This window comes from Streptomyces exfoliatus, assembly GCF_000725545.1.
Lineage (GTDB): Bacteria > Actinomycetota > Actinomycetes > Streptomycetales > Streptomycetaceae > Streptomyces > Streptomyces exfoliatus.
Map to the genome: position 1 here is coordinate 150,529 of NZ_JNZP01000011.1, position 26,624 is coordinate 177,152.

Consider the following 26,624-nt stretch of genomic DNA (forward strand, 5'->3'; position numbering starts at 1 on the left):
CCTCCTTCCGCCGCGACGCCCCCTCGCCCCGACCGGACCGGGCAGCCCCTGGACATCTACGTCAGGGCCAGGACACCGGGCGCCTCCGTCCCTTGGCGCGTCCGGTGTCCGCCGCCCGCCGACGCCGGAACCGGTCGAGCAGCCGGGTGCGGGCCGGACGGCCCGGTGGACGGTCGGGCGCCGCCGGACGCCCGACGGGTGCCGGTACGGACGGAACGGGCACCATGGCCGGTGCGGGCACCGCGGTCGGTGCGGGCATCATGACCGGTGCGGGCACCACGGCCGGTCCGGGCACCACGGCCGGTGCGGGCGATCGCGGCTCCACGGGGATCCTGGCGCCGGCCCACCCCTCCGCCGCGACGCCGGGCGAGACCGCACCGGACTCGCCGGGATACGGAGCCGACTCCTCGGCGCGCGCCTCGTCCACGGCCAGGGCCAGGCTCATCCGGTGCCAGAGGATCTCGTCCGGGTCGTCGGCCCGCGTAAGCCGCTCGGCGACCTCCCGCGCCGCCGACCGCGCCGGCATCCCCTGAGGTCGCGGCGGACGCAAGCGGTCGAGGTGGGAACGCTCGTAGGGGTCGTCGACCACCTCGGCCACCTGGACCGGATCCAGGAGCGAGGCGATGGCCGCCGCCCGCGCCCAAGGGCCGGCCGCGGCGCGGAGCAACAGGCTCAGCCGCCGGGACCGCCAGTTTCTCGGCCGAAGGTCCTCGTGCGCGGCGATGCGCTCCCGCACGTCGAGGGGCAGCCGTCCGGTGAGCAGGGAAGGGCAGGTGAGGCCGAACTCGGCGACCTCCTCCGCGAGATACATCCACACCACCGCCCGGTAGCGGTTCACGGAGAACCGCACCGGACTGACGTGGCCCGTCCGAGCCAGCTTGGTGAACCGGTCCGGCGTGATCTCCAGGAGTGCGGCGGCCTCCCCGGTGCCGACCGCGCGCACCCGGTCGCGCAGACCGTCGGGGAAGTCCGGCCCTGCCCTGAGGCGGTCGAGTTCGCGCCGCTCGACCCGCCGCCGGTCGCTCTCTCCCACCGGCACCGTCCTCACCAGACCGAGCTGAACCGCGAGCCGGAACTCCTCACGCCCCAGCTCCAGCTCCTGCGCGGCCCGAGCCGGCGTCACCGTGCGCGCTCCTTCGTCCACCGTCATCCCGTGGCCCTCCCCCGTACGTCCGTGTCTCTCGTGTCGCGGGTCCGTCCGACCCACCACCGAGAACGTAACGCAGAGTGACGAAACTCGCACGACCTGTGGACAACTTCCTGTGGACAACGCCTGCGGCGCATCCCGGAGCGGATGCCCCGTGGCGTTCGCCGAGGACGACGACCGCAGGGCTCAGAGCAGGCCGCCCCCCGGATGTCCCGGCTGGCGCGCCGCCACTCCCAGGTGCTCGCCCACCCGGTTGACGAGCAGCGTCATCTCGTACGCGACCTGGCCGACGTCCGCCTCCGCCGCGCTCAGGACGCACAGGCAGCTCCCCTCGCCCGCCGCCGTCACGAAGAGCAGCGCCTCGTCGAACTCCACCATCGTCTGTCGCGCCCTGCCCGCCCGGAAGTGCCGGCCCGAGCCCCGGGCGAGGCTGTGCAGGCCTGACGAGACGGCGGCCAGGTGCTCGGCGTCCTCACGGACGAGGCCGCTGCTCGCGCCGGTCACCAGCCCGTCGTTCGACAGCACCAGCGCGTGCCGTATGAATCCGACCCGCTGGGTCAGGTCGTCGAGCAGCCAGTCAAGTCCCTTGTCCAATGCCATCAGTGGTCCTCCCCCTGGTCGGTGCGTCCCTTCGGCGCCGGATGGCCGTGGTCCGGATGGCCGTGATCCCGGTGCCGCGTGGTCCGCCGTATCGCCGCAAGCCTTACGCACTGTCGTGAACAGGGCAAGCACTGCGCCACGCCCGCGCGTGCCGCAGGATGGGGCCATGACGAGGATGACCGATGACCAGTGGCGGACGTTCGTGTCCGCGGGAACCCGGACCGGCAAGCTGGCGACCGTACGCGACGACGGCAGTGCGCACGTCGTACCGGTCTGGTTCCTGATGGACGGCGACGATTTCGTGTTCACCACCGGCAAGGACACGGTGAAGGGCCGCAACCTGGTCCGCGACGGTCGGGTGTCCCTCTGCGTCGACGACGACACCCCTCCCTTCGCCTTCGTCTCCCTGACCGGCCGCGCCGAACTCAGCGAGGACCCTGTCGAGTTGCGCCTCTGGGCCGGCCGCATCGGCGCCCGCTACATGGGCGAGGACCGGGCCGACGAGTTCGGGGCGCGGAACGCGGTCCCGGGCGAACTCCTCGTCCGGGTACGCGTCCACAAGGTGTTCGCCGAGGCGGGGGTCGCCGACTAGAGCCGGGACCCGGTCCGGCACGGACACCAGGGTCGGTGCGGCCGACGGACCGGCCTGCGTGCCGGTCAGCCGGTCAGCCGGTCAGCCGGTCAGCCGGTCAGCCCACGGTGTCCAGGAGACGGGCGGTGTGCATGCGCCCCGCGTACTCGACCAGACGGATCAGGACCTCCTTCCCCGAGTCGCGGTCGCGCGCGTCGCAGAGGACGACAGGGGTGCCGCGGTCAAGGTCGAGCGCGCGGGAGACCTCGGCCGCGCCGTACGCGCGCGCGCCCGTGAAGCAGTTCACGGCGACGACGAAGGGGATCTTCCGGTGCTCGAAGTAGTCGACCGCCGGGAAGCAGTCCTCCAGGCGCCGCGTGTCGGCGAGGACGACGGCTCCCAGCGCGCCCTGTGACAACTCGTCCCACAGGAACCAGAACCGGTCCTGGCCGGGCGTCCCGAAGAGGTAGAGGGAGAGCCCGGAGCGGATCGTGATGCGGCCGAAGTCCATGGCGACGGTCGTGGTGGTCTTCTGGTCGACTCCCCCGGTGTCGTCGACGAACTCACCGGCGCGGCTGAGCTGTTCCTCGGTGCGCAGCGGCCGGATCTCGCTGACCGCGCCGACGAGGGTGGTCTTGCCCACGCCGAATCCACCGGCGACCAGTATCTTCAGGGCGAGGGCGGTGCTGTCCGCGCTGTCGTCCGCGCCGCTGCTCTCAGAGCGCTCGTAGGCCATCGATTACTTCCCTCAGGATTCTTTCGTCAGGGAGCTGTGCGGGCGGTACGGGCCGGCTGACGCGCACGAAGCCCGATTCGAGGAGGTCACCGAGGAGCACCCGGACGACGCCGACGGGCAGGTCGGCGTCGGCGGAGAGTTCGGCCACCGACTGGGTCACGGCCCGGCACAGGGCGAGCAGGGAGCGGTGCTCGGGGCCGAGGAGGGACTCCTCGGCCGGCCCGGGCGGATCGTCGTCGACGACGACGAGGGCGATGAGGTCGAACCTGACGTTGCTGGGCCCCGGCTTGGTCCGTCCGCCGGTCATCGCGTACGGGCGTACGAGCGGTCCGGCGTCGGCGTCGTACCACTGACTGCCCGGCACGGACGGGCCCACGCCGGTGCTGTCCTCGTTCATGGGTCTCTCCGGGTCAGCCGACGGCCGGCGGGGTCACCGTGAGCCGCGGCGGGGTGTGCAGGTGCTCGCCGACGCGCTTGACGAGTCGGGCCATCTCGTAGGCGATCAGGCCGATGTCGGCGCTGACGGAGCTGAGGACCGCGAGACAGGATCCGTCGCCCGCCGCGGCGACGAAGAGGAAGCCGTCGTCCATCTCGACCATGGTCTGGCGGACGCCCCCGGTGTGGAACTGGCGTCCCGCGCCCTTGGCGAGGCTGTTGAAGCCGGAGGCGATGGCGGCCAGGTGCTCGGCGTCCTCCCGGCTGAGTCCGCTGGAGGACCCGACGGCCAGGCCGTCGTTGGAGAGCACCACGGTGTGGCGGACCTCCCGGACCCGCGTGACGAGGTCGTCGAGGAGCCAGTCGAGCTCGCCGGACCGGCGGTGGGAGATCCTCTCGTGGTCGATCATGCGTGGTCTCCTTCGGTACGGGGGTCGTCGAGGGGGGTCGTGCCGTGGCCGGGGTGGTGTCCCGCGCCCCGGCCGGCTTCCGTACGCGGGTCTGTACGCGGGTCCGTACGCGGCTCCGTACGCGGGTCCGTACGCGGATCCGTACGGGGCCGGGTGGCGGGTTCCGCGCCCGGGTCGACTTCGAAGCCGGCGCCGAGCGGGCGCCTGCTGCCGGGGGCGGCGCCTCCGCCCCGCTGCCAGCCGTCCCGGTAGGCCGCCATGCGGTCCCGTACCTGCTCCGGGGTACGGGACCCCGTGCCGGGCGCGGCCGGTACGAACGCCGGCGCCGGGGCGGGTGCCTCGCGCAGCTGCGGCACGAGGCTCGCCTGCCGTACGCGCCGGGGCAGTTCCGTCTCGTGGTCGCCGTGTCCGGCGGGACCGTCGGCCGTGCCGGCAGGCTTCTCGCGCGTCGGCGACGGTACGGAGGGGCCTCGGCGGCGCAGTTCGGTGACTCCTGCGGGCGGCGGCCCGGACTCCGGTGGGGCGGGGAGCGAGGGGACGGCGGTCGGACGCGGCAACGGCTGCGGGCGGGAGGAGTGCGGGGCGGCCGGCGGTACCGGAGGCCGTGCGCCACCCGCTCCCTCGGACAGGGGGACGGGCCGCTCCCCTGGCGCCGGCCGCGGGGCGGTCCCGCAGGGCTCCGGAACGGATCCGGCGGGCGGGCCGCCGGTGAACGCCGGGGCGGCGGGCGCGGGCGGGCCGGCCTGTCCCTGGGGGCGGGGCGGCTGGGGACGGCCGAAGCGGCGGGCCTCCGCGCGGTGCGCCTCCTCGTGTTCGCGTGCGGCCCGCGCGTCGTCCGTACGGCGCTCGTCGGCGACGGGGGCGCCGGCACCGGCGATGGCCACGCGAGGATCGCGCACGCGCGGAGTTCCGGCGGGCGGGGTGTCGGGGCCGTGCCCCATGGCCGGTGCGCCGCGTCCTGTCGGCAGCGCCCCCTGGAGCAGGTCGGTGGGGAGGAGGACGACGGCCGTCGTGCCGCCGTACGGGGAAGTCCGCAGCTGGACCTTGACGTCGTGGCGGGAGGAGAGCCTGCTGACCACGAAGAGGCCGAGCCGGTCGCTGTCGAAGAGGTCGAGGGCCTCGGACTGGGCGATGCGGGCGTTGGCCTCGGCGAGGGTCTCCTTGCCCATGCCGAGTCCCCGGTCCTCGATCTCCAGGGCGTATCCGTTGCCGACGGGTTCTCCGCTCACACGGACCTTCGTGTGGGGCGGGGAGAACTGGGCGGCGTTCTCGATGAGTTCCGCCAGGAGGTGGGTGAGGTCGGCGACGGCGCCGCCGACCACGGCCGTCTCGGGGAGCCTGCGCACCTCCACGCGCGCGTAGTCCTCGATCTCGGAGACGGCGGCGCGGACGACGTTGGTGAGGGGGACGGGCATGCGCCAGGCGCGGCCGGGGGCGGCGCCCGAGAGGATGATGAGGCTCTCGGCGTGACGGCGCATCCGGGTGGTGAGGTGGTCGAGTCGGAAGAGGTCGCCGAGCTCGTTGGGGTCGTCGGCGCGCCGCTCCATGCTGTCGAGGAGGTTGAGCTGGCGGTGGACGAGGACCTGGCTGCGGCGGGCGAGGTTGACGAACACGCCGGAGATGCCGCTGGCGAGTTCGGCGCGTTCGACGGCGGCGGAGAGGGCCGCGCGGTGGACGGTCGTGAGGGCTTCGCCGACCTGTCCGACCTCGTCCTGGGACACGGGTCCCGGCGGGGCCTCGGCCTCGACGTCGATCTCCTCGCCGGCGCGCAGCCGGCGCATGGCGGCGGGGAGTTTGCCGCGCGCGATGCCGAGGGCGGTGTTGCGCAGGCTGACCAGCTCGACGACGAGCCCGCGGCCGATCCGGACGGAGATGACGAGGGAGGCCGCGACGGCCGCGAGGCCGAGGACGACCGCCGCGCCGCCCGCGCTGAGCACTCCCCCGGCGAAGGGGTCGGCGCGGTCGGCCGCCGCGGTGCGCGCGTCGGTCTCGATCGCGCCGAGTCCGTTCCGTACGGCGGCGAGCGTGTCGTCCCAGTCCGCGGAGGTGACGGCCTGTGCGGCGGCTCGGCCCGGACTCGCGGCACGGATCCGGTCCTCCGCCCGGGTGAGCCGCGTGTGGTCCCCGCCGGCGGCGAGCCGGGTCCACGCCGCGCGCGCGGCGGCGGGCAGGTCGGCGGTCGCCGAAGCGGTGAGGGTACGGCGGGTCTCGACGGCGCCGGAGAAGGCGCGGAGCCGGCTCTCGGTGAACCGGCCGTCGAGGTGGGCGGAGGTGAGGAGGGCGTCCTCGCGGGCCAGCATCTCGCCGGCCCGGCCGAGTTCCAGCAGTACGCGCGCGTCGGATCCCTGCTGGGCGTCCTGGATGCCGGTGAGCGCACCGGCGACGGCGAAGGCCGCGGAGACCGCGGCGGTGTATTCCTCGTACACCTGGTCCCAGTCGGCCCGCCCCTCGGTGGCGGCGGTACGGAGCCGGGTGAGGCCCTCGACCTTGCCGACGAGCGTGCCCACCCGTGCGCCGACGTCTCCGGGCAGGTCACCGGTGTCGCCGACGGTGTGCGTGTCGTCCAGGCGGAGGCGGTCGACGGCCTCGTCCGTGCCGCGTACGCGGTCCTTGAGTTCGGCGGCCCGGGTGGCACCCGGGGCGGCGACCTGCCGTACGGCGGCGCGCCGTTCGGCCTGCAGGGCGGCGAGGACCGCCGTCACGGGCTCACGGATCTCGGCGTCGACGCGCTGCAGCTGGCGCAGCCGGGCGACGTCCTGGGCGGTGGTGACGGTGGCGAAACCCCACAGCGCGAGGAGGGAGACGACCGGGACCATCAGGAGCGAGACGATCTTGGCGCGGACGGTACGGGGCCGCAGCCCGTGGAGCCCGGTGCGCCCGGGACGGCCGCGACCGGCGGCGGTGTCGCGGGGCGGGGGCGGCGCCTCGGCGGCGGCCGGTGGTCGGACGGGCGGTCCCACCGCCTGTCCGGGGGATTGTCCTGCCGACTGCCCTGCCGTCTGCCCAGAGGGCTGCCCGGCGGTCTGCCCTGCCGGTTGTCCGGAGGTCCGTCCTGACGACTGGCCGGCGGTCGTTCCGGTGGTGGGGCAGGGCTCCCCCTGTTCCTCGGCGGGCGGCCCTGCGTGGGCGCGCCTGCCGCGCGCACCGGCCGACGGCGGCGCCGTCGCCTCGGCGTCCTTGGTCTTGCGGGGAGTTCGCATGGCCTCCTCGTTCCGGCTGCGACTGGCTCTTGTGCGGTGGATCAAGCGGGTGAAGAGGGTCAGTTCGAATGCGTACGGACGGTCGTCCGCGCAGCGCGGAAGCCCGGGGGCGCGACGTCCACCGCGCGTTCGTCCGGCTCGGTGAGGCGGCCCGCGTGGGCGTACGCGGCCCGCTCCTTGGCCGTCGGGGAGAGGGCGACGAAGGCCGAGGTGATGAAGAGGTAGGAGCCGAGGCCGACGGCGAGGGGGAAGATGAACTGCATGACCGTGGCGCCCGGAAGGGGCGCTGCCGAGGGGACCACCTCCACGCGCACCGCGAACATGCCCGTGTAGTGCATGCTGCTGACGGCCGCCCCCATCACGAGCGAGGCGACGGCCACGGCCACGGGTGAGTGGATGTTGAGGGCCGCCCACAGGGCGGCGGTGGCCGCGACGACGGCGATCAGGACCGACAGGCCGACGAGTACGGGGTCGTAACGGACCTCGCCGTGGAGCCGGAGGGCGGCCATGCCCATGTAGTGCATGCTCGCCACGCCGACGCCCGTGGTCAGCCCGCCGATCAGGAGCGAGCGGAGTCGGTCGCGCCCGTAGCCGACGGCGAACACGCCGACGCCCACGACGGCCATGGCGATGACGAGGCTGAGGATGGTGAGCGGTACGTCGTAGCGGATGTCGGTGCCGGTGACTCCGAAGCCGAGCATCGCCACGAAGTGCATCGTCCAGATGCCGGTGCCGATCGCGGAGGCCGCGGTGAGCAGCCAGTTCCGCCGTGAGCGACCGGTCGCGTCGAGCGCGCGCACCGTGCAGCGCAGCCCAAGAGCGGCGCCGACGCAGGCCATCGCGTACGACAGTGCAGGTGTCAGCCAGCCGAAGGTGGCGTGGTCCAGGTGTCCCATGGCTCAGGGACGCTAGTGCGCATCGGGGGGCGCACTAGGGGCGCATTTCGAAAGCTGATGGAATATGACAGAGAGATGGTCCCGAACGATCGGGCCGGGCTCGAACGTGCACACAGAACGTTCACCCCTCCGGGTACGGAATCATGAGCTCATGAGCGATGACCCCACACACGTCCGAGAGTTCTTCGGTTCCCGCGCCGCCGACTGGGACACCAGGTTCCCTGATGACGGCCCCGCGTACGCGGCGGCCGTGGGCGAGCTGGGACTGCGGCCGGGCGACGCCGTCCTCGACGCGGGCTGCGGGACCGGGCGGGCCCTCCCGCCGCTCCGGGCCGCCGTCGGCCCCTCCGGCGCCGTACTCGGCGTCGACCTCACCCCTGAGATGCTCGAACAGGCTGTCCGCGCCGGGCGCGGCGGCCCGGACGGCCCTGCCTCATCCGGTGACGCGAAGGCCGCCGACCGCACCGCGACGCTGCTGCTCGCCGATGTCGGCCGGCTGCCGGTGCGGGACGGCGTGCTCGACGCCGTCTTCGGGGCGGGGCTGATCTCGCACCTCGCGGACCCCGTCGCCGGCCTGCGTGAACTCGCCCGTGTCGTACGCCCCGGGGGCCGGCTCGCACTGTTCCACCCGATCGGCCGGGCCGCCCTCGCGGCCCGCCACGGGCGACAGCTCACGCCGGACGATCTGCGCGCAGAGCCCCGGCTCGGCCCCGTACTCGCCGAAGCGGGCTGGCGGCTCGTCCGTTACGTCGACGAGGACACGCGTTTCCTGGCCCTGGCCGTCCGGACGATCTGAGGGCGCGACCGCGCGCAGGACGGCCCGTACTCGGACGGCGACACCGTCGTGGCCACGGCGGTGCCCGACCCCGGGTACGTCTTCGTGGACTGGCTCCTGGACGGGGAACCGTACGGAGGCGACGAGGAACTCCGCAGCGGCGAGACGGCGGTGACGTTCGACGAGGAGGCGCACACGTTGACGGCGGTCTTCGCCAGGGCCTGATCGGCGTGCCGTGCGCGCCTTCTTGACGATCGGCGCCAACGAGCCCTTCTGTCAGGGGACTTCACTGTCTACGGTGGATGTACCGGGTAGTCGTACCCGGGAAAGGCGGTGCGGCGTGGCACGGGCACGGGTACGGGACAGACTGCGCAGGCTCCTCCCCTCCGCCCGGCGGGCGCCCGCGGCGGCAGCGCCGGCGCCACCGCGCCCCCGGCAGGGGCACAACCTCTTCGAGGCGGCGGCGGAGTACGTGGCCGCGTGCGCCGAGGACGACCCGGCCAGGGCGGAGGAGGCGGCGGGCCGGGTCTCCCCCGGAATGCTGTCGTTCGGCGTCAACGAGCTGGCCTGCCGGGCCCTCCTCACCCTCGCCCGGGAACGCGGCGAGTCGCCGGGCGCCGTGGCGCGGTCCCTCCTCGGCCTGCGGGAGGAGCGCACGGGACGACCGGCGGACGACACCCGGAACGCGCAGGACGCGTAAGCCCGGCGGGCGCGCAGACCCACGGCCGGCGGGGCTGCGCACGCTTCAGCCGCAGGTAGGGCGGGGGTATCCGGCTGTGTTTCTCCCCACGGCGATGCAGGTCACGGCTCCCGGCTCTGGACAGGCGCGGCTGCTCACTGGTTAAGGTGCGCCGACGACCAGATGGGGAGGCCTGCGTGGCTGGGACGGACCCGATCGCCGCGGCCGAGGCCGCCGGCGACGCCGACGCGCTGTTCGTGCTGACCGCGGCACTGCTGACGCCCGCGCGCTTCCCCAGCGTGCTCGGTGACGACTATCCGGCGGCCTGCGCGGCTCTCGGTCTTCAGGCGTACGCCGAGGGGTACGGGCTCGTGTTCGGCCAGGACGGGCTCGGGGCCCGCTGGACGGTCGTCGTCGACGACGTGTCGCTCGTCGCGGTGGCGATCTCCTCCTGGGACTGCGGCATGGCCTATGACCTCTCGCCCCACGAGAGCACCGTGGTGGCGGGGCTGCCGGGCTGGCCACTGGACGTGGCGACGCGCGCCCCCGGCGTGCCGGCACCACACGATCCGGAGCCGGAGGAGGGCGACCCCGCCCCGTTGGCCCCGCCCTCGGGCGATGACTGGGGGCCGGCACAGCGTCGGCTCGGCGCCGACGAGGTGGCACTTCAGTGGGCGGCCTGGCGCGAGCAGGTGAGCGACGGTTCCACGGCCGCACCGGCCGGGACGGCGGCCACCCCGGCGGCCGGCGACGCCGACGGGCCGACCGCGGCCCGGGGCGCCGCCGACCCGTACGACGGCGTACGCAGGGCGCTCGACGAGCTCCACGGCTACCTGGAGGAGCCGCCGCCGGTCGGGCGGGTGCGGTCGGTGGTCGCCGCCGAAGGAGGCGTACGGACGCTCCGCGCGGACGGTCCCGGCTGGTCGCTGGTGGCGAGGGCGGACGACATGGCCTTCGTACTCCTCGACGAGCTGCCGCGGGAGGTGCTGCCGGTGGCCCGCGGGGCGCGGCTGCCCGCGCTCCTCGAAGCGCTCGACGCGATGGCGGTACGGCCTTCCTGAGCCCCTGCCCCGCCCCGGAAGCCGGGACGGGGTCCCCATGGGGCGGGGGCCCGAGGTGTGGTCCGGAGATATGGCCCGGTGGTGAGGTGCGCCGCAGGATGTGGCGCCACACCCCTTTCCGCCGTCCCTTTCGGAGGCCCACCATGCGCCTGTTCCCAGGCGTCTCCCTGTTCGCCGCGCTCCTGACGGGAGTCGCCCTCCTCGCCCCGGCGAGCCCCGCCGGGGCGGAGGAGCGGTTCGCCCCGCACTGCGCACGGCAGGACCGGCTCCACGTACCCGGCGCCGAGCACCAGCGGTCCGCCTGCCTGGAGGATCTGACGACCGCCGGTCTCGCCGGTACGCCGTACACGGACATGGCGGACCAGGCCGGTCTCGCCGCCAAGGGGACCCGTAACCCCTCCGGGGTCCCCGGTGTCCAGATCGACGGCTACTTCCCCGACGACTCGCGCCTCAACGCCACCCACGGCTGGGCGCACGACGCGCAGTTCGTCATCCGGCTGCCCGACCGCTGGAACGGCGGTCTCGTCGTCACCGGCGCGCCGGGCACCCGCCGCCAGTACGCCACGGACGCGCTGATCTCCGACGAGGTCCTGTCCCGCGGTTTCGCCTACGCCGCCACCGACAAGGGCAACACCGGCCCGGACTTCTTCACCGACGGACGCGGGCCGGGCGACGCGGTCGCCGAATGGAACCGCCGGGTGACCGAGCTGACGCGCGCGGCCAGGAAGACCGTGCGGCAGCGGTACGGCCGGGCTCCGGAGCACACCTACATGACCGGGATCTCCAACGGCGGCTATCTGACGCGCTGGCAGCTGGAGAACCGGCCCGAGCTGTACGACGGCGGGGTCGACTGGGAAGGCGTGCTGTGGACCGCCGGCGGCCCCAACCTCCTGACGAGCCTGCCGGTCACGGTGGCCAGGTCACTCGGGCGGGCCACCGACGAGGACCTGGTCGGGGCTGGTTTCGCGCCGGAATCGCGCTTCCTGTGGCCGTACCACGAGAAGGCGTACTGGGGGCTGACGCAGAAGATCTTCCGGGCCGAGTTCGATCCCTCGTACGATCCGGCCTGCCCCGGCACGACGACCGGCGGGACGGTGGAACAGATCTTCGCGCCCTGCGTGTCGGACGCCTCCTACGACTACGCCGCCCGGCCGGCGTCCGTCCACCGCGCGGTCGCGAAGGTGGCGCTCACCGGACGCATCGGCAAGCCTCTTCTGACGCTCCACGGCGACCTGGACACCCTGCTGCCCCTCTCCACCGGCTCCGACGTGTACGCGCGGATGATCGACGGGAGGGGCCGGGGCGCCCTGCACCGGTACTACACGGTGCAGGACGGGACGCACACCGACGGCCTGTACGACACGTATCCGGACCGGCTGCGTCCGATCCTGCCGTGCTACCGCTCCGCGTTCGAGGCGCTGACGCGCTGGGTCGAGGAGGGGACGCCGCCGCCCGCCGACCGTATGATCACGCGGCCCGCGGCCGGTGACGTGGTCAACTCCTGCGCTCTGGAGAAGTGACCACCCACGGAGCGGAAGAGGCTTCGCGGCTCAGACCATTTCCAGCGGGTGGTGCGGCCCCTCGGGCAGCTCGACGCGGACCGGGTCGCCGGGGCGCACCTCCCCGCCGGTGACGACGATGCTCATGATCCCGGCCTTGCGCACGATCCCGCCGTTCTCGTCGCGGCCGAGGACCTGCTTGAGCAGTCCGTGCCGGAAGTCGTCGATCTGGGCGCAGGGGTTGCGCAGCCCGGTGACCTCCACGACGGCTTCGGAGCCGAGGTGGAGGCGGGTGCCGGTGGGCAGGCCGAGGAGGTCGATCCCCCGGGTCGTGACGTTCTCGCCGAGGTCACCGGGGGCGACCTCGAAGCCGGCGTCGGCGACGTCGTCGAAGAGTTCGGCGTGGATGAGGTGGACCTGACGCAGGTTCGGCTGGTTCGGGTCGCGGGCGACACGGGAGCGGTGCTTGACCGTGACGCCCGCGTGGACGTCGCCCTCCACGCCGAGCCCGGCGAGGAGGGTGATGCCCTCCCGGTTGGGCTTGGTGAACGAGTACGTGCCGTTGCTGCTGACGGTGGTGACCGTGCCGTCGCTCATGGCGAGGAGCTCCCCTTCTCCGCTTCCCGGCGGCCGCATCCCCGACCGCCGGACCGATGATCACAACGCGTGTGATCACCTTCGAGATTACTCGGCCCACTCGGAGCGCAGCGGCGCGCCCACCTCGTGCAGGTGGCCGAGGGCCTGCCGGTACGAGTCCACGAAGCCGGTCTCCGTGTACGGCACGCCCAGGGCGGCGCAGTGGGCGCGTACGGCGGGCTGGGCGAGGCGCAGGTTCGGTCGCGGCATGCTCGGGAAGAGGTGGTGCTCGACCTGGTAGTTGAGGCCGCCGAGGAACCAGTCGGTCAGGGTGCCGCCGCGGATGTTGCGCGAGGTGAGGACCTGGCGCCGCAGATGCCCCCAGGTGTCGCCGTCCGCGTGCTCGTCCGGCCGCTCCATGCCCTTGTGGTTCGGGGCGAAGGCCATGCCGAGGTGCACGCCGAACAGCATCTGGTGGACGAGTGCGAAGACGAGGGCCTGGGCGGGGCTGAGGAGGGTGAGCAGCAGCGCCGTGTAGCCGGCGAAGTGGGCGAGGAGAAGCGCGCCTTCGACGAGCCGCTCGCGCCGGGTGCGGCAGGGGCCGTCCTTCGCGAGGAGCGCCTGGACGCCGTACACCTTGAGGGCGATGCCCTCCAGGGTCGTCAGCGGGAAGAACAGCCAGGCCTGGTGACGGGTGAGGAACCCGCGAAGGCCCTTGCGGCCTGCGGTCTGGTGCTCGGCGAAGACGAGGATGTCGGCCGCCACGTCCGGGTCCTTGTCGAGGTGGTTGGGGTGGGCGTGGTGGCGGTTGTGCTTGTCGTTCCACCACTCCCGGCTCATGCCGAGGAGGAGGTTGGCGTGGACGAGCTGGACGATCCGGCTGATCTTCTGGTCGGCGGTGATCTGGGCATGGCCGGCGTCGTGGCCGACGAAGGCGACCCGGGCGGAGAGCAGCGCGAGGGGTAGGGCGAGGGGCAGCGCCCACCAGGAGGGTCCGATCAGGGCGATCCCGGTCACGACGGCGGCGATGCCGAGGAGGTTGACGAGGATGCCGCGGGCGTACCAGCCGGGGCGGTGTTCGAGGAGGCCCTGATCCCTCACCGTCCGCAGGAGCGGGGTGAACTCGCTACCGCCCCTGGCACGGGCGGGCGCCGCGTCGGGGGCGGCGGCCGGGGGCAGGACGGTGGCCTGGGACATGGCGGGCTCCGGTTTCTGTCGGTCGGGATTCCGTGGTGTTCGATCGGTGAGCGCCTGTGGAGAACGTACGGATTCGTGATCGTCCGGGGCCATGGCGTCACCACCCGTCCCTGGCGGGGGGTGCGCCGGGGGCCGGGGGTGGGGCAGCCCCCACCCCCGGCGGCTGTGGCGCGGATCACGTGGGAGGGATGCGCCTTCGGGCTGTTCGTCGAGGTATCCTCGGCCGCTCAGTCGCCAGGTAGTCAAATTTGAGGAATGCGTTGTCGCCGTCGTACGGACCTGATGATTCCGCTCGCGAAACCGCTCACGAACTCGTCCGCCACTCCGCAGTCTTCCTCCCCGCCGATCCCCCGCGCGCGAGCCGGATCGCCTTCTGGTCGCCGGACGGCGAGCCTCTCCCTGCCGGCGAGCCCCTCCCGGACCGCGAGCCTTCCCCGGACGACGAGCTCGGCCGACCGCTGCGGGACGCGCGGAATGGCCGGGACACCGACAGCTCCTCGAACCTCGTTGCGGGCTCTCCTCCCGGCCTCCGCCCGACCGGTGCCGAGATCACGGTCGTGGACGGCGCCGACCTCCGCCCCGTGACCGTCCCCGCCCTCACCCTCTCCGTACGGGACGCCCTGCCCCTGCTCGCCCGGGCCCGCTGCTCCGACACCGCGTCCCCCTCGACCGCCTTCTGGGGTGCCGCCTCGCTCCTCGCCCTCGACCTCGTCGCGCGGGGGCTGCTGCTGCCCGGGCTCACCCCCGGCGACCTCGACGCGTGGCGAGCAGGCCCGCTCGGCCCCGGAGAGCTGGCGGAACTGCGTACGCTCGCCGCCTCGATGCCTCCCACCGCCCACGCCGTACCGCTCTCGCAGGACCGGCCGCTGCTGCTCCCGCGGCCCGAGTCGCTGCTCCGCGCCTTCGTCGACGCCGTCGCGGACACCCTGCCCCGTACGCCGGCGGCGCCACTCGCCGCCGACGGGCGCGCCTTCTCGGCCGACGAACCGCAGAGGATCCCAGCGGCGCGGCCGTGGGCCGCCGACGTGGCCGCCGTGCACGACGCGGGGATCCGGCTGTCGCTCCGGCTCGAACTCCCCGGCTTCCGTGCCGAGGCGCAGGAGGCGCCCGCGTTCCGCGCGGTGCTGCAGCTTCACGCCGTCGCCGACCCCACGCTGGTCGCGGACGCGGCGGAGGTGTGGGCGGGCTCCGGCCGGACCGGGGACGCCTTCGGTCCCCGGGCCCGGATGGACGCCCTGCTCGCCCTGCGGCGCGGGGCCCGTGCCTGGCCCCCGCTGGCCCCGCTCCTGACCGCGGCGGTGCCCGACACCGTCGAACTCGCCGACGAGGAAGTCGCGGAGCTCCTCGGCACGGCGGGCCGGGCCCTCGCCTCGGCGGGCGTCCAGGTCCACTGGCCGCGCGAACTCGCCGACCGTCTCACCGCCCAGGCCGTGATCGGCCCGGCGGACGGAGAGACCGGCGGCGGGATGGCCGGCACCGGTGGCGGCCGATCCGCTCACGGACCGACGGGAACCCGGCCCACCGACGGTCCCGCGGACGCTGAGGACTCCGTGGGCCCCGCGGACACCGAGGCCGGGGGTTCCGCCTCCGGCCTGCCCTCGTTCCTCTCCGCCGACGCCCTGCTCGGCTTCAACTGGCGCTTCGCCGTGGGCGATCAGGAACTGACCAGGTCCGAACTCGACCGGCTCGCCGAAGCAGGGCGGCCTCTCGTACGTCTGCGGGACCGTTGGGTACTCGTCGACCCGGCCGAGGTACGCCGGGCCCGCTCCCAGCAGGACCGCAAGATCACCCCGGTGGACGCCCTCTCCGCCGTCCTCACCGGCACCACCGAGGTCGACGGCCGACTCGTCGAGGTGGCGGCGTCCGGTTGGCTCGAGCGTCTGCGGGAACGCCTGGCCGAACCCGAGGGAAGCCGGCCGGAGGTGTCCCAGCCCGCCGCGCTCGCGGCGACCCTGCGCGACTACCAGCTGCGCGGACTCGACTGGCTGCACCGGATGACCTCCCTCGGTCTCGGTGGCTGCCTCGCCGACGACATGGGGCTCGGCAAGACGATCACGCTCATCGCCCTGCACCTGCACCGGCAGTCCGACCCGGCGTCCGCGGGTCCGACCCTCGTGGTCTGCCCGACCTCCCTCATGGGCAACTGGCAGCGCGAGATCGAGAAGTTCGCCCCGGGTACGCCGGTGCGCCGCTACCACGGCGCCACCCGGGACCTGGAGGACACGCCCGACGGCGGTTTCGTCCTCACCACGTACGGCACGATGCGACTGGACGCGGCCCGACTCGCCGCACGGACCTGGGGACTCGTCGTCGCGGACGAGGCGCAGCACGTCAAGAACCCGTACTCGGCGACGGCCCGGCAGCTGCGGACCATCGGGGCACGCGCGCGCGTGGCACTGTCCGGCACGCCGGTGGAGAACAACCTCTCCGAACTGTGGGCGATCCTCGACTGGACCACTCCGGGTCTCCTCGGCAGCCTGGGCGCGTTCCGGACCCGGTTCGCCGCCGCCGTGGAGGGCGGCAGGGACCCGGCCGCCGCCGCGCGGCTCGCCGCGCTCGTCCGCCCGTTCCTGCTGCGCCGCCGCAAGTCGGACCCCGGCATCGCGCCCGAGCTGCCGCCGAAGACGGAGACGGACAGGACTGTCTCCCTCACTCCGGAACAGGCCGGCCTGTACGAGGCGGTGGTACGGGAGACGCTGGCGGCGATCGCCGAGGCCGACGGCATGGCGCGGCGCGGCCTGGTCGTGAAGCTGCTGACGGGCCTCAAGCAGATCTGCAACCACCCGGCCCAGTACCTCAAGGAGGAGGCGCCGAGGATCGAGGGCCGTTCGGGGAAGCTGGAGCTGCTCGACGAGTTGCTCGACACGATCCTCGCCGAGGGCGCCGCCACCCTGGTCTTCACCCAGTACGTCGGGATGGCCAGGATCCTGGAGACGCATCTCGCGGCGAGGGGCGTACGGACGCAGTTCCTGCACGGAGGGACGCCGGTCGCCCAGCGCGAGGCGATGGTGGCCCGCTTCCAGAACGGTGAGGTGCCGGTCTTCCTGCTCTCCCTCAAGGCGGCCGGCACGGGTCTCAACCTCACCCGGGCGGAACACGTCGTGCACTACGACCGCTGGTGGAACCCGGCCGTGGAGGCCCAGGCCACCGACCGCGCGTACCGGATCGGGCAGGACCGGCCGGTGCAGGTTCACCGGCTGATCGCCGAGGGGACGATCGAGGACCGGATCGCGAGCATGCTCGACCGCAAGCGGGAGCTGGCGGACACGGTGCTCGGGACCGGCGGGGACACCCCGCCGGAGCTGACCGAACTGACCGATGCCGAGCTGGCGGAGCTGGTACGACTGCGAGGGGACGGCCGATGAGCGGGTACGGATACGGGGACGACGAGCGGACGTTCGCGGCGCTGCCGCCCGCGCAGGGCGGGGCCTTCACCCGGACCTGGTGGGGCCGGGCCTGGCTGAAGGCCCTGGAGGACACCGCGCTCGACGGCCAGCAACTGAAGGCGGGACGCCGGCACGCGCGGGCGGGGGCGGTCGGTGCCGTGTCGGTACGGCCCGGCCGCATCACGGCGGTGGTCAAGGACCGCGACGGCACGTCTCACCGCAGCGACGTGCTGGTACGGGAGTTCTCCGAGGAGGAGTGGGAGCGGCTGCTCGACCTCGCCGTGGACAGCGCCGGGCACATCGCGGCGCTCCTCGACCGCGAGATGCCGCCGCACCTGGTGGAGGACGCGGCGGCGGCCGGGCTCGACCTGCTGCCGGGGATCGGCGACCTCGATCCGGAGTGCGGCTGCGAGGCGTGGGACCACTGTCCGCACACGGCGGCGCTCTGCTACCAGGTGGCGCGGCTGATCGACGAGGACCCCTTCGTCCTGCTGCTCATGCGGGGGCGCGGCGAACGCACCCTCCTCGACCAGCTGCAGTCGCGCAGCGTCTCACGCGCCGCGCGCGTCGACCGGGCAGCCGACGACCCGTCCGGCGTCGACGTCCCCGAGGGTGACGACGGCATGGCCGGCGTGTCGGCCGAGGAGGCGTACGCGGAGGGTTTCCTGCTGCCGCCGCTGCCCGCGCCTCCGGCCGTCCCGGACGGTCCCGGCCGCTCGCCGTCCCTGGACACGGAGACGGAACCGGCTCCGGGCATCGACCCGGTGGCGCTGGAGTTCCTCGCGTCGGACGCGGCGGCCCGCGCGCACCGGATGCTCGTCGTCGCCCTCGGGGCGAGCGGTGAAGGGCTGCCGGGACCGCAGGCGTCCCAGGAATCGCACGAATCGCATGAATCGCCGCTGACGCCCGCTCAGGATGCCGTGCGGCTCGCGGCGGGCTCCCCCGTGCCCTGGATCGCGGCGCGGCTCGCCTCCGGTTCCGGCCGGACGCGGGCGGAGATGGACCTGGCCGCGCGCGCGTGGCGGTTCGGAGGTGCCGCCGCCCTCGCCGTACTGGAGGAGGAATGGGCGCCGGACGCCGAGGCGCTCGCCCGGGCGTCGGCCCGGCTCCTGGAGGCCTGGGAGGACGACGAGCGGCCGACGCTGCGGCGGGCCGGCGGCGCGCGGTGGACGGCGGTGGGCGCGGAGGCGCAACTGCGGCTCGGGAAGGACGGGCACTGGTGGCCCTACCTGAAGTCCGGCGCCCGCTGGTCTCCCGCAGGCCCGGCGGACCGTGATCCGGCGACGGCCCTCGCCACGGCCCTCGCGGGCGATACGGCGGGGACGGGTGGTACCGGTGAAGGCGGTTCTACTGGAGACGGTGACTGATCTCGCCGCCGGTGGCGGAGGAGGCGGCCAGGCTGCAGGCGACGGTGTCCGAGCCGAAGAGGTAGCTGGTCCGGTACGGGTACTGGACGAAGGTGGTCCAGCGTGTCCCGGCCGGTTGCCGGGCGGCCTTGCGGCGCAGCGGTTCGCGGCACAGGAGCGTGGCCGCGTCGAGGATCGCCCCGTCCGTGGCGTAGACGCCGGTCAGGCGGAGGCGGGCGACGAGTTCGGCGTTGTGCGGCACGTCGCAGCGGAGCGGGAGTGCGGTTCCCGGCGCGTCGCGGTCGATGTCGAAGCAGTCGCCGACACGCAGCGACTCGAAGGTGACGGGCCGCGTGGAGTCCCCGTCGCCGGTCGCGGGGGCGGACGACCGCGGCGAGGGGGCGCTGGTACCGGGGCGGGGATCGGTCGGGGACACGCTTCCGTCGGGCCCTGCGGAGGGATACGGCGCCTGGGTACGCGTCGGCGTGTCGCCGTCCTTGGTCGCGCCGGGTGCGGGCGTGTCGTCCCCGCCGGGGGCGGCTGTCCCGCTCTCGCCTCCGCGCGGCTCGGCTGACGTGGCGTCCGCCGACGGGATGCCGACGGGCGACGGCGCGCCGGCCTGGCCGCCGCCGGGGCGGCCGTCGGAGGAAGGGCTGCCGCCGCCCGCGACCAGGAAGGCGGTCGCCGCGAGGGCGGCCACGAGCGGCGGGACGAGCGGCACGCCGAACCAGCGGGCGCGCCGTGGTTCGACGGATCCGGGTCGCGGCGCGCCGAGCCGGAAGAGACGCGGCGACGACCCGGGCTCGGAACCGGAACCGGAGCCGGAATCGAAGCCGGAACCGGAGCTGGAGCCGGAGCTGAAGCCGGACTCAGAACCGGCACCGGCATCAGCACCGGCGTCGGCACCGGATTCATACCGGGAGTCGGCATCGGAGCCGCCCGGAGCAGGGGCGGCCGATTCACCGTGCGGGCCGGGTGCGTCCGGCCGGCGGGCCGGCGGCGGGGTGGAGGTCGGCGGATGTGGCGGCACGGGGTCCAGGTTCGCCCGTCGGCGGGTCGGGGACCACCCATTTTCGAAGGTTGCGCGCGGCCTGTACAGAACCGTGACCATCTCAGGCCGCGCCCTCTCCCGCCCCGTGGACCGCCACCACGCCACCGGCCGGCCTACAGACCGAGCTGACGCTCCGCGCCCTGGACCGTCTGGGCCAGGAGCACGGCGATGGTCATGGGGCCGACGCCACCGGGCACCGGGGTGATGAGCGAGGCGCGCTCGGCGGCCGAGGCGAAGTCGACGTCACCGATGTTGCCCGGGTTGTAGCCGGCGTCGACGACGACCGCGCCCGGCTTGACGTCCGCGCCCTTGATGAACGCGGGCTTGCCGACGGCGGCCACGAGGATGTCGGCCTCGCGTATGACGGAGGAGAGGTCCTCGGTGCGGGAGTGGCAGTAGGTGACGGTGGCGTCGCGTCCGAGGAGGAGCAGTCCGGCGGGCTTGCCGAGGATCGCGCTGCGGCCGACGACGACGGCGCGCTTGCCGCGGAGTTCGACGTCGTACGCGTCGAGGAGGCGCATGATGCCGCCGGGGGTGCAGGAGACGAAGCCGGGCAGGCCGAAGCCCATGGCGGCGAAGGAGGCCATGGTGACGCCGTCGACGTCCTTCTCGGGAGCGATGGCCTCGAAGGCGGCGCGCTCGTCGATGTGCGGGCCGACCGGGTGCTGGAGGAGGATGCCGTGGACCTCGGGGTCCTCGGAGAGGGCCGTGAGGGCCGCGACGAGCTCCTCGGTCGTCGTGGCCGAGGGCAGCTCGACGTGCCTGGAGCGGATTCCGGCCTTGGCGCAGCGGTTCCGCTTCATCTTCACGTACGTCACGGAGGCCGGGTCCGCGCCGACCAGGACGGTCGCGAGACACGGGGTGACGCCGGTGCGGCGGGTGATCTCGGCGGCGCGGGCGGCGGTCTCCTCGACCGTGCGGCGGGCGAGGGCCGTGCCGTCCATGAGGGCGGCGGTGCTGGTGGACATGGCGACTCCTGGGCATCGTCTCTGACGGATGGTTCGCCCAGGCGCACGGCATCGGTGCGGTCGCGCCGGTGAGGACGCTCCCGCCGGGCCGCTCCCCGGTGGTGATCCACCTCGAGCGCCAGTCACGGCCCGGGCCCACTGTACGTGAGGGGTGGGGGGCCGGTCTCGGACAGGGTGCGGGTCCCCTGGCGTCGGGGCGCTTGTCGGCGGCCCGCGGGCGCATGACGATGAGCGCGCAGGATGCGAAGGACCGGGACGACCTCGACGGGGAGGCCGAGTTGAGCGACGCGTGGGTGACCGGGCGGCCGGAGGCGGCGACGGAGCCGGGTCCCGGTGGTTCGGGGAGGGTCCGGCCGCTGGTCGCCGCCTCGTGGCGGCGTTCCGCACGCGCGCGCGTGAGCCCGGACGGGGCGGCGCGCGTCGAGCTGGACGAGGACGACCTCGCCGCGTACCGGGACGGCCATCCGCTGGCGGAGGCGATGCCGGTGATCAGGGAGCTGATGGGGGCCTACGCGACGGACGGGGAGCATCTCCTCGCGGTGTGCGACGCCGCCGGGCGGATGCTGTGGGTCGAGGGCCACCCGGCCACGCTGCGCAAGGCGCGGCGGATGAACTTCGTGGCCGGGGCGCGCTGGTCGGAGGCGGCGGCCGGGACCAACGCTCCCGGGACCGCCCTCGCCGTCGACCGGCCGGTGCAGGTCGTCGCCTCCGAACACTTCCTGCACCCGGTACGCGCGTGGACCTGCGCCGCCGCCCCCGTGCACGATCCGCGCACCGGGCGGGTGCTCGGCGCGGTCGACATCACGGGCGGGCGCGGGCTCGCGCACCCGCACAGCCTGGGGTTCGTCCAGGCGGTCGCGCGGGCCGCCGAGTCCCAGCTGGCACTTCTGGGGCCCGCCCCCGAGCCGGACCGGCTCGGCCTCTCGGCGCTCGGCAGGGACGAGGCGGTGCTGTCGACGGGAGGGCGGCGGATCCGGCTGAGCCGCCGGCACAGCGAGATCCTGGTGCTGCTCGCGCACCGCCCCGAAGGGGTGGGCGGCCAGGAACTCCTCACGCTCCTGTACGAGGACGAGTCGGTCACTCCGGTGACGCTGCGGGCGGAGCTGTCCCGGCTCCGGGCGTTGCTCGGTCCCGACCTGCTGCGTTCGCGACCGTACCGGCTGACGGGTGTGGTGGAGGCGGACTTCTCGGCGGTCGACCGTCGGGTGGCCTCCGGGGCCGTCTCGGCCGCGGTCGGCGCCTACGCGGGCCCGCTGCTCCCGGCGTCGCTCGCGCCCGGGGTCGTACGGCTCAGGGAACGCCTGGCGGGCCGGCTGCGGGCGGCACTGGTGGACCGGGGCGATCCGGGGCTGCTCGCCGATTGGGCGTACAGCACGTGGGGCGAGGACGACGTGGTGGTCTGGCGGGCGCTGTGCGCGGCGGTACCGGCGTCCGGCCGCCCGCCCGTACGCGCACGGCTCGACTCGTTGGAGGCGGAACTGTGCGCCGGTGCAACGGTCTTGCAACGTCCGGGGCCGCACACTCGCCGGTGAGCGCCGGCCAGGGACGGCCGGCGTGCTCCAGGGAGGCCATGCCATGACCCGTTACGCCGCACCCGGCACCGAGGGCGCGCTCATGTCGTACGAGGGCCGCTACGACCACTGGATCGGGGGCGAGTACGTCGCGCCGGCGGGCGGGCGGTACTTCGAGAACCCCAGTCCGGTCGACGGCCGCCCCTTCACGGAGGTCGCCCGCGGCACCGCCGAGGACGTGGAGCGCGCCCTGGACGCGGCGCACGCGGCGGCCCCGGCGTGGGGACGGACGGCGCCGGCCGAGCGGGCGGCCGTCCTGCTGAGGATCGCGGACCGGATGGAGAGCAACCTGGAGGCGCTGGCGGTCGCGGAGAGCTGGGACAACGGCAAGCCCGTCCGGGAGACGCTCGCCGCGGACATCCCGCTGGCGATCGACCACTTCCGCTACTTCGCGGGGGCGCTGCGGGCCCAGGAGGGCTCCCTGAGCGAGATCGACGACGACACCGTCGCGTACCACTTCCACGAACCGCTCGGCGTCGTCGCGCAGATCATCCCGTGGAACTTCCCGATCCTGATGGCGGTGTGGAAGCTGGCGCCGGCGCTCGCGGCCGGCAACGCCGTCATCCTCAAGCCGGCCGAACAGACCCCGGCGTCCGTGCACTTCTGGTTGAGCCTGGTCGCGGACCTGCTGCCGGCGGGCGTCCTGAACGTCGTCAACGGCTTCGGCGAGGAGGCCGGCAAGCCCCTCGCCTCCTCCCCGCGGGTCGCGAAGATCGCCTTCACCGGTGAGACGGCGACGGGACGGCTGATCATGGGGTACGCCTCGGAGAACCTCAAGCCGGTCACCCTGGAGCTCGGCGGCAAGTCGCCGAACATCTTCTTCGACGACGTGTGGGCGGCGGACGACGACTTCCGCGACAAGGCCCTGGAGGGCTTCACCATGTTCGCCCTGAACCAGGGCGAGGTCTGCACCTGTCCTTCGCGGGCCCTCGTCCAGCGCGGCCATTACGGCGAGTTCCTGGAGGCCGCGGTCGCGCGTACGGAACTGATCGTCCCCGGCCACCCCCTGGACACCGACACGATGATCGGCGCCCAGGCCTCCGCCGACCAGCTCCGGAAGATCGCCTCCTACTTGGAGATCGGGCAGAAGGAGGGCGCGAAGATCCTGACGGGTGGCCAGGTCGTCGAGCACGGCGGGGAACTGGCGGGAGGCTATTACGTGCAGCCCACCGTCTTCGAGGGAGACAACCGGATGCGGATCTTCCAGGAGGAGATCTTCGGCCCGGTGGTGGCGGTCACCTCGTTCACGGACTTCGACGACGCGATCCGCACGGCCAACGACACCCTCTACGGCCTGGGCGCCGGCGTCTGGACCCGCGACACGAACACCGCGTACCGCGCCGGCCGCGCCATCCAGGCGGGCCGCGTCTGGACCAACTGCTACCACGCGTACCCGGCTCACGCGGCCTTCGGCGGCTACAAGCAGTCGGGCATCGGCCGCGAGACCCACCGGATGATGCTGGACCACTACCAGCAGACGAAGAACATCTTGCAGAGTTACAGCCCCAAGAAGCTCGGGTTCTTCTGAGCAGCGACCTCGGCGCGAGGCCGCTCCGTGAGGTGCTCAGCGGCTGCTTTCCCGTAGGACGCGACCGCGGGATCCAGGACCGGCCCGCCGCAGCGGGCCGGTCGATCGTGTGGGGCACGCGGCCCGGGCTGTGCATCGTCGGCCTACGCCGCCGTCACCACCGCGGACCGGGGCGAGAAACTCGACCGATGCCTACCGGGTCCCGCTCTGCCGAACGCATGGTCAGTTCGCCCTGCGACCGCCAACGGCGCCCAACCGCAAGCGCCCGCCACTCTTGCCGACCTCGGAAGCCGAGCTCCTCATCGCCACGGGAGGGATTGCCCGCTATCGCACCCGCCTGAGGCCTTGGAACGGTGGATGCGGGGCAACGAGAGAAGCAGCGGACCCCGCTCAGCAGACCGGTCACCGGGCGACACTCGCTCTGCCCGTGCGTACCCGGCACACGGCCGGGACGCAGCCCGCGACCGGCTGCCCCGGTCGTCCGGCCGCACCGGTCCTTGTGCTCGCCCCCCTGCCCGTCGCGGCGTCAGGTATAGGGCTCGGCAGCCGAATCGGTGCGATGCGGGCGGGCGGCTGGGGTGGTGGACGCGGAGTTCGGCACGGTGCGCCGCAGCCCCGGCTGGGGAAGCGGCGTGCCGCGGTGCGCGGTGGTGTCGCTGCGCGGCAGGTAGGCGTAGCCGGCGCGGTGGTGGACGGTGCGGGCGCCGGCGGCGGTGTGCAGGTTCGGCCACCTGCTGTGGGCCTCGCCCGCACTGCCCGGCTCCACACACGACCTGACCACCACCCGTACCCACGGCATCGTCCCACCGACGCCCTGGCCGGCCGGCGCGGTCTCCCGTGTCTTCGCCGGTCCCCTGGCCGCACAGCTCCGGTCGACGGCGCGAGGAGCGTCCCAGGGCGCGGTGCCTGTGGCTGCACGGCTGGGTCCGGGGCAGGCGTGTGGGGTCTCCCTCGAGCGGCGAAGAGCTCGGACCGATAACCCGTTCGGACCAGGTCCGCTGGGGGGCCGTACAGCGGAGTTCCCGCAGGTCGGACCCGGTGGAGAAGCCGTCAGGAAGGGCTGGTGGAGGCCTTGCGGGCTGGCAGCGCACGATGGCCGGCCGTTTCCTGGCAGCACGTCCGCCTAGAGACAGGAGGAACTCATGGCCAAGCAGGGCAAGGCGAGGTCCGCCTCGCTGAACGAGGTCAAGGCGAGCCTTGAACGGGCCTCCGCCGACGTCGACCGTGTGCTGGGGCTGCAGGGGATGCAACCCGAAGGGGGTGCTGCCACCCCCGCCGTCGCCGGTTTCCACAGCACCCAGTCGATCGGCTGCAGCACGTACAGCGTGGCATGCGGCGGTGGCGGCGGCGGAACGGTGCAGATGTGACCGCGGAAGGATCACGAGCCCGCCGGGGCCCCTCGCGGGGCCCCGGCGGATGAGCGGCCGTGGACCGCCAGGCGGCCCTGGCTGCCCACCACCTCTTCGGCCTCGCCGATCCCCGGCATTACGAGCCGCTGTCCCGCAGGGCCATCACCTCTGAGTACCGCGACCCGCTGCGCCGGCTGCTGCCGGACGCCTGGGTTCTGGAGCGCGGGGACGTCTGGCTGCACGCGCGGAGGGCGCCGGGCTCTACGGGGCGGTCGGCTCCGCCGCCCACCCAGGGCTTCAAGATCCATGTCTCCTCCGCCCCCGTGCACGCCGTCCGCCTGTTCGAACTCGTGGTCCCTGTGTGCGTGTCGTACCGCGTCGAATTCAAGGCCGCCGCCGACCCGATGATGCTGGCCATACTCAACTCGAAGACACAGCAACGTGGTTTCTCCGGCAAGTTCATGACGCTGTACCCGCCCGACGAGCACGTCTTCGCCGAGCTGATCGAGACCCTGTACCAGTGCACGGCCGACGAGGCTGTCGAGGGGCCGTACATCCTCTCCGACCGGCGCTATCGGGACAGCAGGGTGCTGTTCTATCGTTACGGTGGCTTCCGGCCGCCACGGCGACTCAACATCGACGGCACGCAGAGCACGTTTCTGGTGGCGCCTGACGGCTCGTACGTGGCCGACGAACGGCTGCCCCTCTTCCGGCTGCCGCCCTGGGTCCGCGACCCCTTCGCCGAGGAGTCGGCGGAGCGACCGGCGTCCGAGGCCGCGGCGCGGTCCGGCGCGGAGTCCGACGGCACACTCCTCCACGATCGCTATCTCGTCGAGGGCGCCCTCGCCTTCTCCAACGTCGGCGGCGTCTATCACGGCACCGACCGACTCACCGGGGATCCGGTCGTCGTGAAGGAGGCCCGGCGGCTCACCAACTGCTGGACGAGCGGAGACCGCACGCTCGACGCAGTCGACATGCTGCGCCACGAGTACGAGGTACTGCGCCGACTGGAGGGCTTGGACTCCGTCCCCCGGGCGGTGGACCTGTTCCGGGAATGGGAGCACACGTTCCTGGTGGAGGAACGGCTGGAGGGTGTAGCGTTCCACGACTTCTGGGCACGCGACGAGGTCATCCTCGCCCCGTACATCCGACGGGAGGGAAGGGTGGACCGGTTCGTCCCCCTGTTCCGGGAGGTCGCCGGCCGCCTGGTCCCCATGATCGAAGAGGTGCACGCCCGCGGTGTGGTCCTCGGCGACCTCTCGCCGAACAACGTCCTGATCAACGCCGACACGCTTCGGATGCGGTTCATCGACTTCGAGAGCGCTGTCCACGAGGACGACGAGGCGGCGATGCTGTCCTACGGGACCCGCTGGGGCACGCCCGGCTTCCTTCACCCGGACCGCTCCTCGCGCAGCCGGCTCCTCCCCTGCGACGACTGGTACGCCGCGGCCATGCTGCTCTACAGCACCGTCGTGCCCGCCACCGCCTTCTTCGGCCTCAACCCCGCGGCGAAGGACCTCTTCCTCGACGAGCTCGTCGCCCTCGGCGTCCCCACCCAGGTGAGGTCCGTCGTGTCGTGCCTGGCCGCCGCCCGGGTCGACGAGGCGAAGAGAGTCCTGGCCGACTGGAAGGACGGATGACGC

Annotated in this window: 22 protein-coding genes, 2 pseudogenes and 1 riboswitch; of the genes and pseudogenes, 13 read left to right on the plus strand and 11 right to left on the minus strand. The window is 73.6% G+C overall.

The window, feature by feature from the left end; all coding sequences use genetic code 11:
• Positions 1-61 precede the first annotated feature (61 nt).
• Complete coding sequence (locus tag IO20_RS0113900; protein ID WP_245684947.1) at positions 62-1,123, minus strand: DUF6397 family protein; 1,062 nt, start codon at positions 1,121-1,123, stop codon at positions 62-64.
• 210 nt (positions 1,124-1,333) lie between these two features.
• On the minus strand, positions 1,334-1,747 hold the full coding sequence (locus tag IO20_RS0113905) for a roadblock/LC7 domain-containing protein (protein WP_030552257.1): 414 nt from the start codon (positions 1,745-1,747) through the stop codon (positions 1,334-1,336).
• Between the two features lie 166 nt (positions 1,748-1,913).
• Between IO20_RS0113905 and IO20_RS0113910 the strand changes: the two genes are divergently transcribed.
• Positions 1,914-2,339 carry a PPOX class F420-dependent oxidoreductase gene (locus tag IO20_RS0113910; RefSeq protein WP_030552255.1) on the plus strand — a complete coding sequence of 142 codons (426 nt, stop codon included), beginning with the start codon at positions 1,914-1,916 and terminating at the stop codon, positions 2,337-2,339.
• A gap of 97 nt (positions 2,340-2,436) precedes the next feature.
• Here the strand turns inward: IO20_RS0113910 and IO20_RS0113915 are convergent, their stop codons facing one another.
• The 5 genes from IO20_RS0113915 to IO20_RS0113935 are packed head-to-tail and all read right to left on the minus strand — an operon-like array spanning position 2,437 to position 7,995.
• Positions 2,437-3,054 carry a GTP-binding protein gene (locus tag IO20_RS0113915; RefSeq protein ID WP_030552253.1) on the minus strand — a complete coding sequence of 206 codons (618 nt, stop codon included), beginning with the start codon at positions 3,052-3,054 and terminating at the stop codon, positions 2,437-2,439.
• Positions 3,035-3,451, minus strand: coding sequence for a DUF742 domain-containing protein (locus IO20_RS0113920; protein ID WP_030552251.1), 417 nt, complete (start codon positions 3,449-3,451; stop codon positions 3,035-3,037). Before IO20_RS0113920 ends, IO20_RS0113915 begins: the two co-directional genes overlap by 20 nt.
• A gap of 13 nt (positions 3,452-3,464) precedes the next feature.
• A complete protein-coding gene (locus IO20_RS0113925) occupies positions 3,465-3,899 on the minus strand; it encodes a roadblock/LC7 domain-containing protein (RefSeq protein ID WP_030552249.1) in 435 nt (144 codons plus the stop codon).
• Positions 3,896-7,099, minus strand: coding sequence for a sensor histidine kinase (locus IO20_RS0113930; protein WP_063761413.1), 3,204 nt, complete (start codon positions 7,097-7,099; stop codon positions 3,896-3,898). Before IO20_RS0113930 ends, IO20_RS0113925 begins: the two co-directional genes overlap by 4 nt.
• A gap of 59 nt (positions 7,100-7,158) precedes the next feature.
• The gene (locus tag IO20_RS0113935) at positions 7,159-7,995 is read right to left on the minus strand and encodes an MHYT domain-containing protein (protein ID WP_030552246.1); all 837 of its coding nucleotides are present in this window, start codon (positions 7,993-7,995) and stop codon (positions 7,159-7,161) included.
• Positions 7,996-8,146: 151 nt separating this feature from the next.
• On the opposite strand from IO20_RS0113935, the gene IO20_RS0113940 reads away from it, so the two are divergent.
• From IO20_RS0113940 to IO20_RS0113960, 5 genes and pseudogenes are all read left to right on the plus strand, one after another.
• The gene (locus IO20_RS0113940; RefSeq protein ID WP_030552244.1) at positions 8,147-8,791 is read left to right on the plus strand and encodes a class I SAM-dependent methyltransferase; all 645 of its coding nucleotides are present in this window, start codon (positions 8,147-8,149) and stop codon (positions 8,789-8,791) included.
• Positions 8,792-8,818: 27 nt separating this feature from the next.
• A pseudogene (locus IO20_RS40300) lies at positions 8,819-8,995 on the plus strand (InlB B-repeat-containing protein); the annotation flags it as partial.
• A 115-nt stretch (positions 8,996-9,110) separates the two neighbouring features.
• The gene (locus tag IO20_RS0113950; protein WP_030552242.1) at positions 9,111-9,470 is read left to right on the plus strand and encodes a hypothetical protein; all 360 of its coding nucleotides are present in this window, start codon (positions 9,111-9,113) and stop codon (positions 9,468-9,470) included.
• A 176-nt stretch (positions 9,471-9,646) separates the two neighbouring features.
• Positions 9,647-10,510: a hypothetical protein gene (locus tag IO20_RS0113955; RefSeq protein WP_030552241.1), complete on the plus strand. Its 864-nt coding sequence runs from the start codon at positions 9,647-9,649 to the stop codon at positions 10,508-10,510.
• A 143-nt stretch (positions 10,511-10,653) separates the two neighbouring features.
• Complete coding sequence (locus tag IO20_RS0113960) at positions 10,654-12,030, plus strand: tannase/feruloyl esterase family alpha/beta hydrolase (protein WP_030552239.1); 1,377 nt, start codon at positions 10,654-10,656, stop codon at positions 12,028-12,030.
• Between the two features lie 30 nt (positions 12,031-12,060).
• On the opposite strand, the gene IO20_RS0113965 is transcribed toward IO20_RS0113960, so the two are convergent.
• Together IO20_RS0113965 and IO20_RS0113970 are read right to left on the minus strand one after the other, a co-directional pair.
• Positions 12,061-12,606 (minus strand): MOSC domain-containing protein, encoded by a 546-nt coding sequence (locus tag IO20_RS0113965; RefSeq protein ID WP_030552237.1) that lies wholly within the window; start codon positions 12,604-12,606, stop codon positions 12,061-12,063.
• An 87-nt stretch (positions 12,607-12,693) separates the two neighbouring features.
• Entirely contained in the window at positions 12,694-13,782 is a 1,089-nt protein-coding gene (locus IO20_RS0113970) for a fatty acid desaturase family protein (protein WP_030552235.1), read from the minus strand.
• A 260-nt stretch (positions 13,783-14,042) separates the two neighbouring features.
• Between IO20_RS0113970 and IO20_RS0113975 the strand changes: the two genes are divergently transcribed.
• Positions 14,043-17,147 (plus strand): DEAD/DEAH box helicase, encoded by a 3,105-nt coding sequence (locus IO20_RS0113975; RefSeq protein ID WP_425423719.1) that lies wholly within the window; start codon positions 14,043-14,045, stop codon positions 17,145-17,147.
• Positions 17,144-18,535 (plus strand): SWIM zinc finger family protein, encoded by a 1,392-nt coding sequence (locus IO20_RS0113980; protein ID WP_051874561.1) that lies wholly within the window; start codon positions 17,144-17,146, stop codon positions 18,533-18,535. The genes IO20_RS0113975 and IO20_RS0113980 overlap by 4 nt, the downstream gene beginning before the upstream one ends.
• On the opposite strand, the gene IO20_RS37605 is transcribed toward IO20_RS0113980, so the two are convergent.
• Together IO20_RS37605 and IO20_RS0113990 are read right to left on the minus strand one after the other, a co-directional pair.
• Complete coding sequence (locus IO20_RS37605; protein ID WP_051874560.1) at positions 18,516-19,235, minus strand: hypothetical protein; 720 nt, start codon at positions 19,233-19,235, stop codon at positions 18,516-18,518. The two genes, IO20_RS0113980 and IO20_RS37605, sit on opposite strands and share 20 nt — an antisense overlap.
• A gap of 443 nt (positions 19,236-19,678) precedes the next feature.
• A complete protein-coding gene (locus IO20_RS0113990) occupies positions 19,679-20,533 on the minus strand; it encodes a bifunctional 5,10-methylenetetrahydrofolate dehydrogenase/5,10-methenyltetrahydrofolate cyclohydrolase (protein ID WP_030552227.1) in 855 nt (284 codons plus the stop codon).
• A gap of 28 nt (positions 20,534-20,561) precedes the next feature.
• A riboswitch (ZMP/ZTP riboswitch) is annotated at positions 20,562-20,669 on the minus strand.
• A 91-nt stretch (positions 20,670-20,760) separates the two neighbouring features.
• On the opposite strand from IO20_RS0113990, the gene IO20_RS0113995 reads away from it, so the two are divergent.
• The 5 genes and pseudogenes from IO20_RS0113995 (at position 20,761) to IO20_RS0114015 (ending at position 26,621) form a co-directional block, all read left to right on the plus strand.
• Entirely contained in the window at positions 20,761-22,065 is a 1,305-nt protein-coding gene (locus IO20_RS0113995; RefSeq protein ID WP_078946070.1) for a helix-turn-helix domain-containing protein, read from the plus strand.
• Positions 22,066-22,108: 43 nt separating this feature from the next.
• Positions 22,109-23,632, plus strand: coding sequence for an acetaldehyde dehydrogenase ExaC (gene exaC, locus IO20_RS0114000; RefSeq protein WP_030552223.1), 1,524 nt, complete (start codon positions 22,109-22,111; stop codon positions 23,630-23,632).
• A gap of 725 nt (positions 23,633-24,357) precedes the next feature.
• Positions 24,358-24,435 (plus strand): annotated as a pseudogene (locus IO20_RS39680) (IS5/IS1182 family transposase); the annotation flags it as partial.
• A gap of 339 nt (positions 24,436-24,774) precedes the next feature.
• Positions 24,775-24,999 carry a hypothetical protein gene (locus tag IO20_RS0114010; RefSeq protein ID WP_030218450.1) on the plus strand — a complete coding sequence of 75 codons (225 nt, stop codon included), beginning with the start codon at positions 24,775-24,777 and terminating at the stop codon, positions 24,997-24,999.
• Positions 25,000-25,058: 59 nt separating this feature from the next.
• The gene (locus IO20_RS0114015; protein WP_030552218.1) at positions 25,059-26,621 is read left to right on the plus strand and encodes a class III lanthionine synthetase LanKC N-terminal domain-containing protein; all 1,563 of its coding nucleotides are present in this window, start codon (positions 25,059-25,061) and stop codon (positions 26,619-26,621) included.
• Positions 26,622-26,624: the final 3 nt, after the last annotated feature.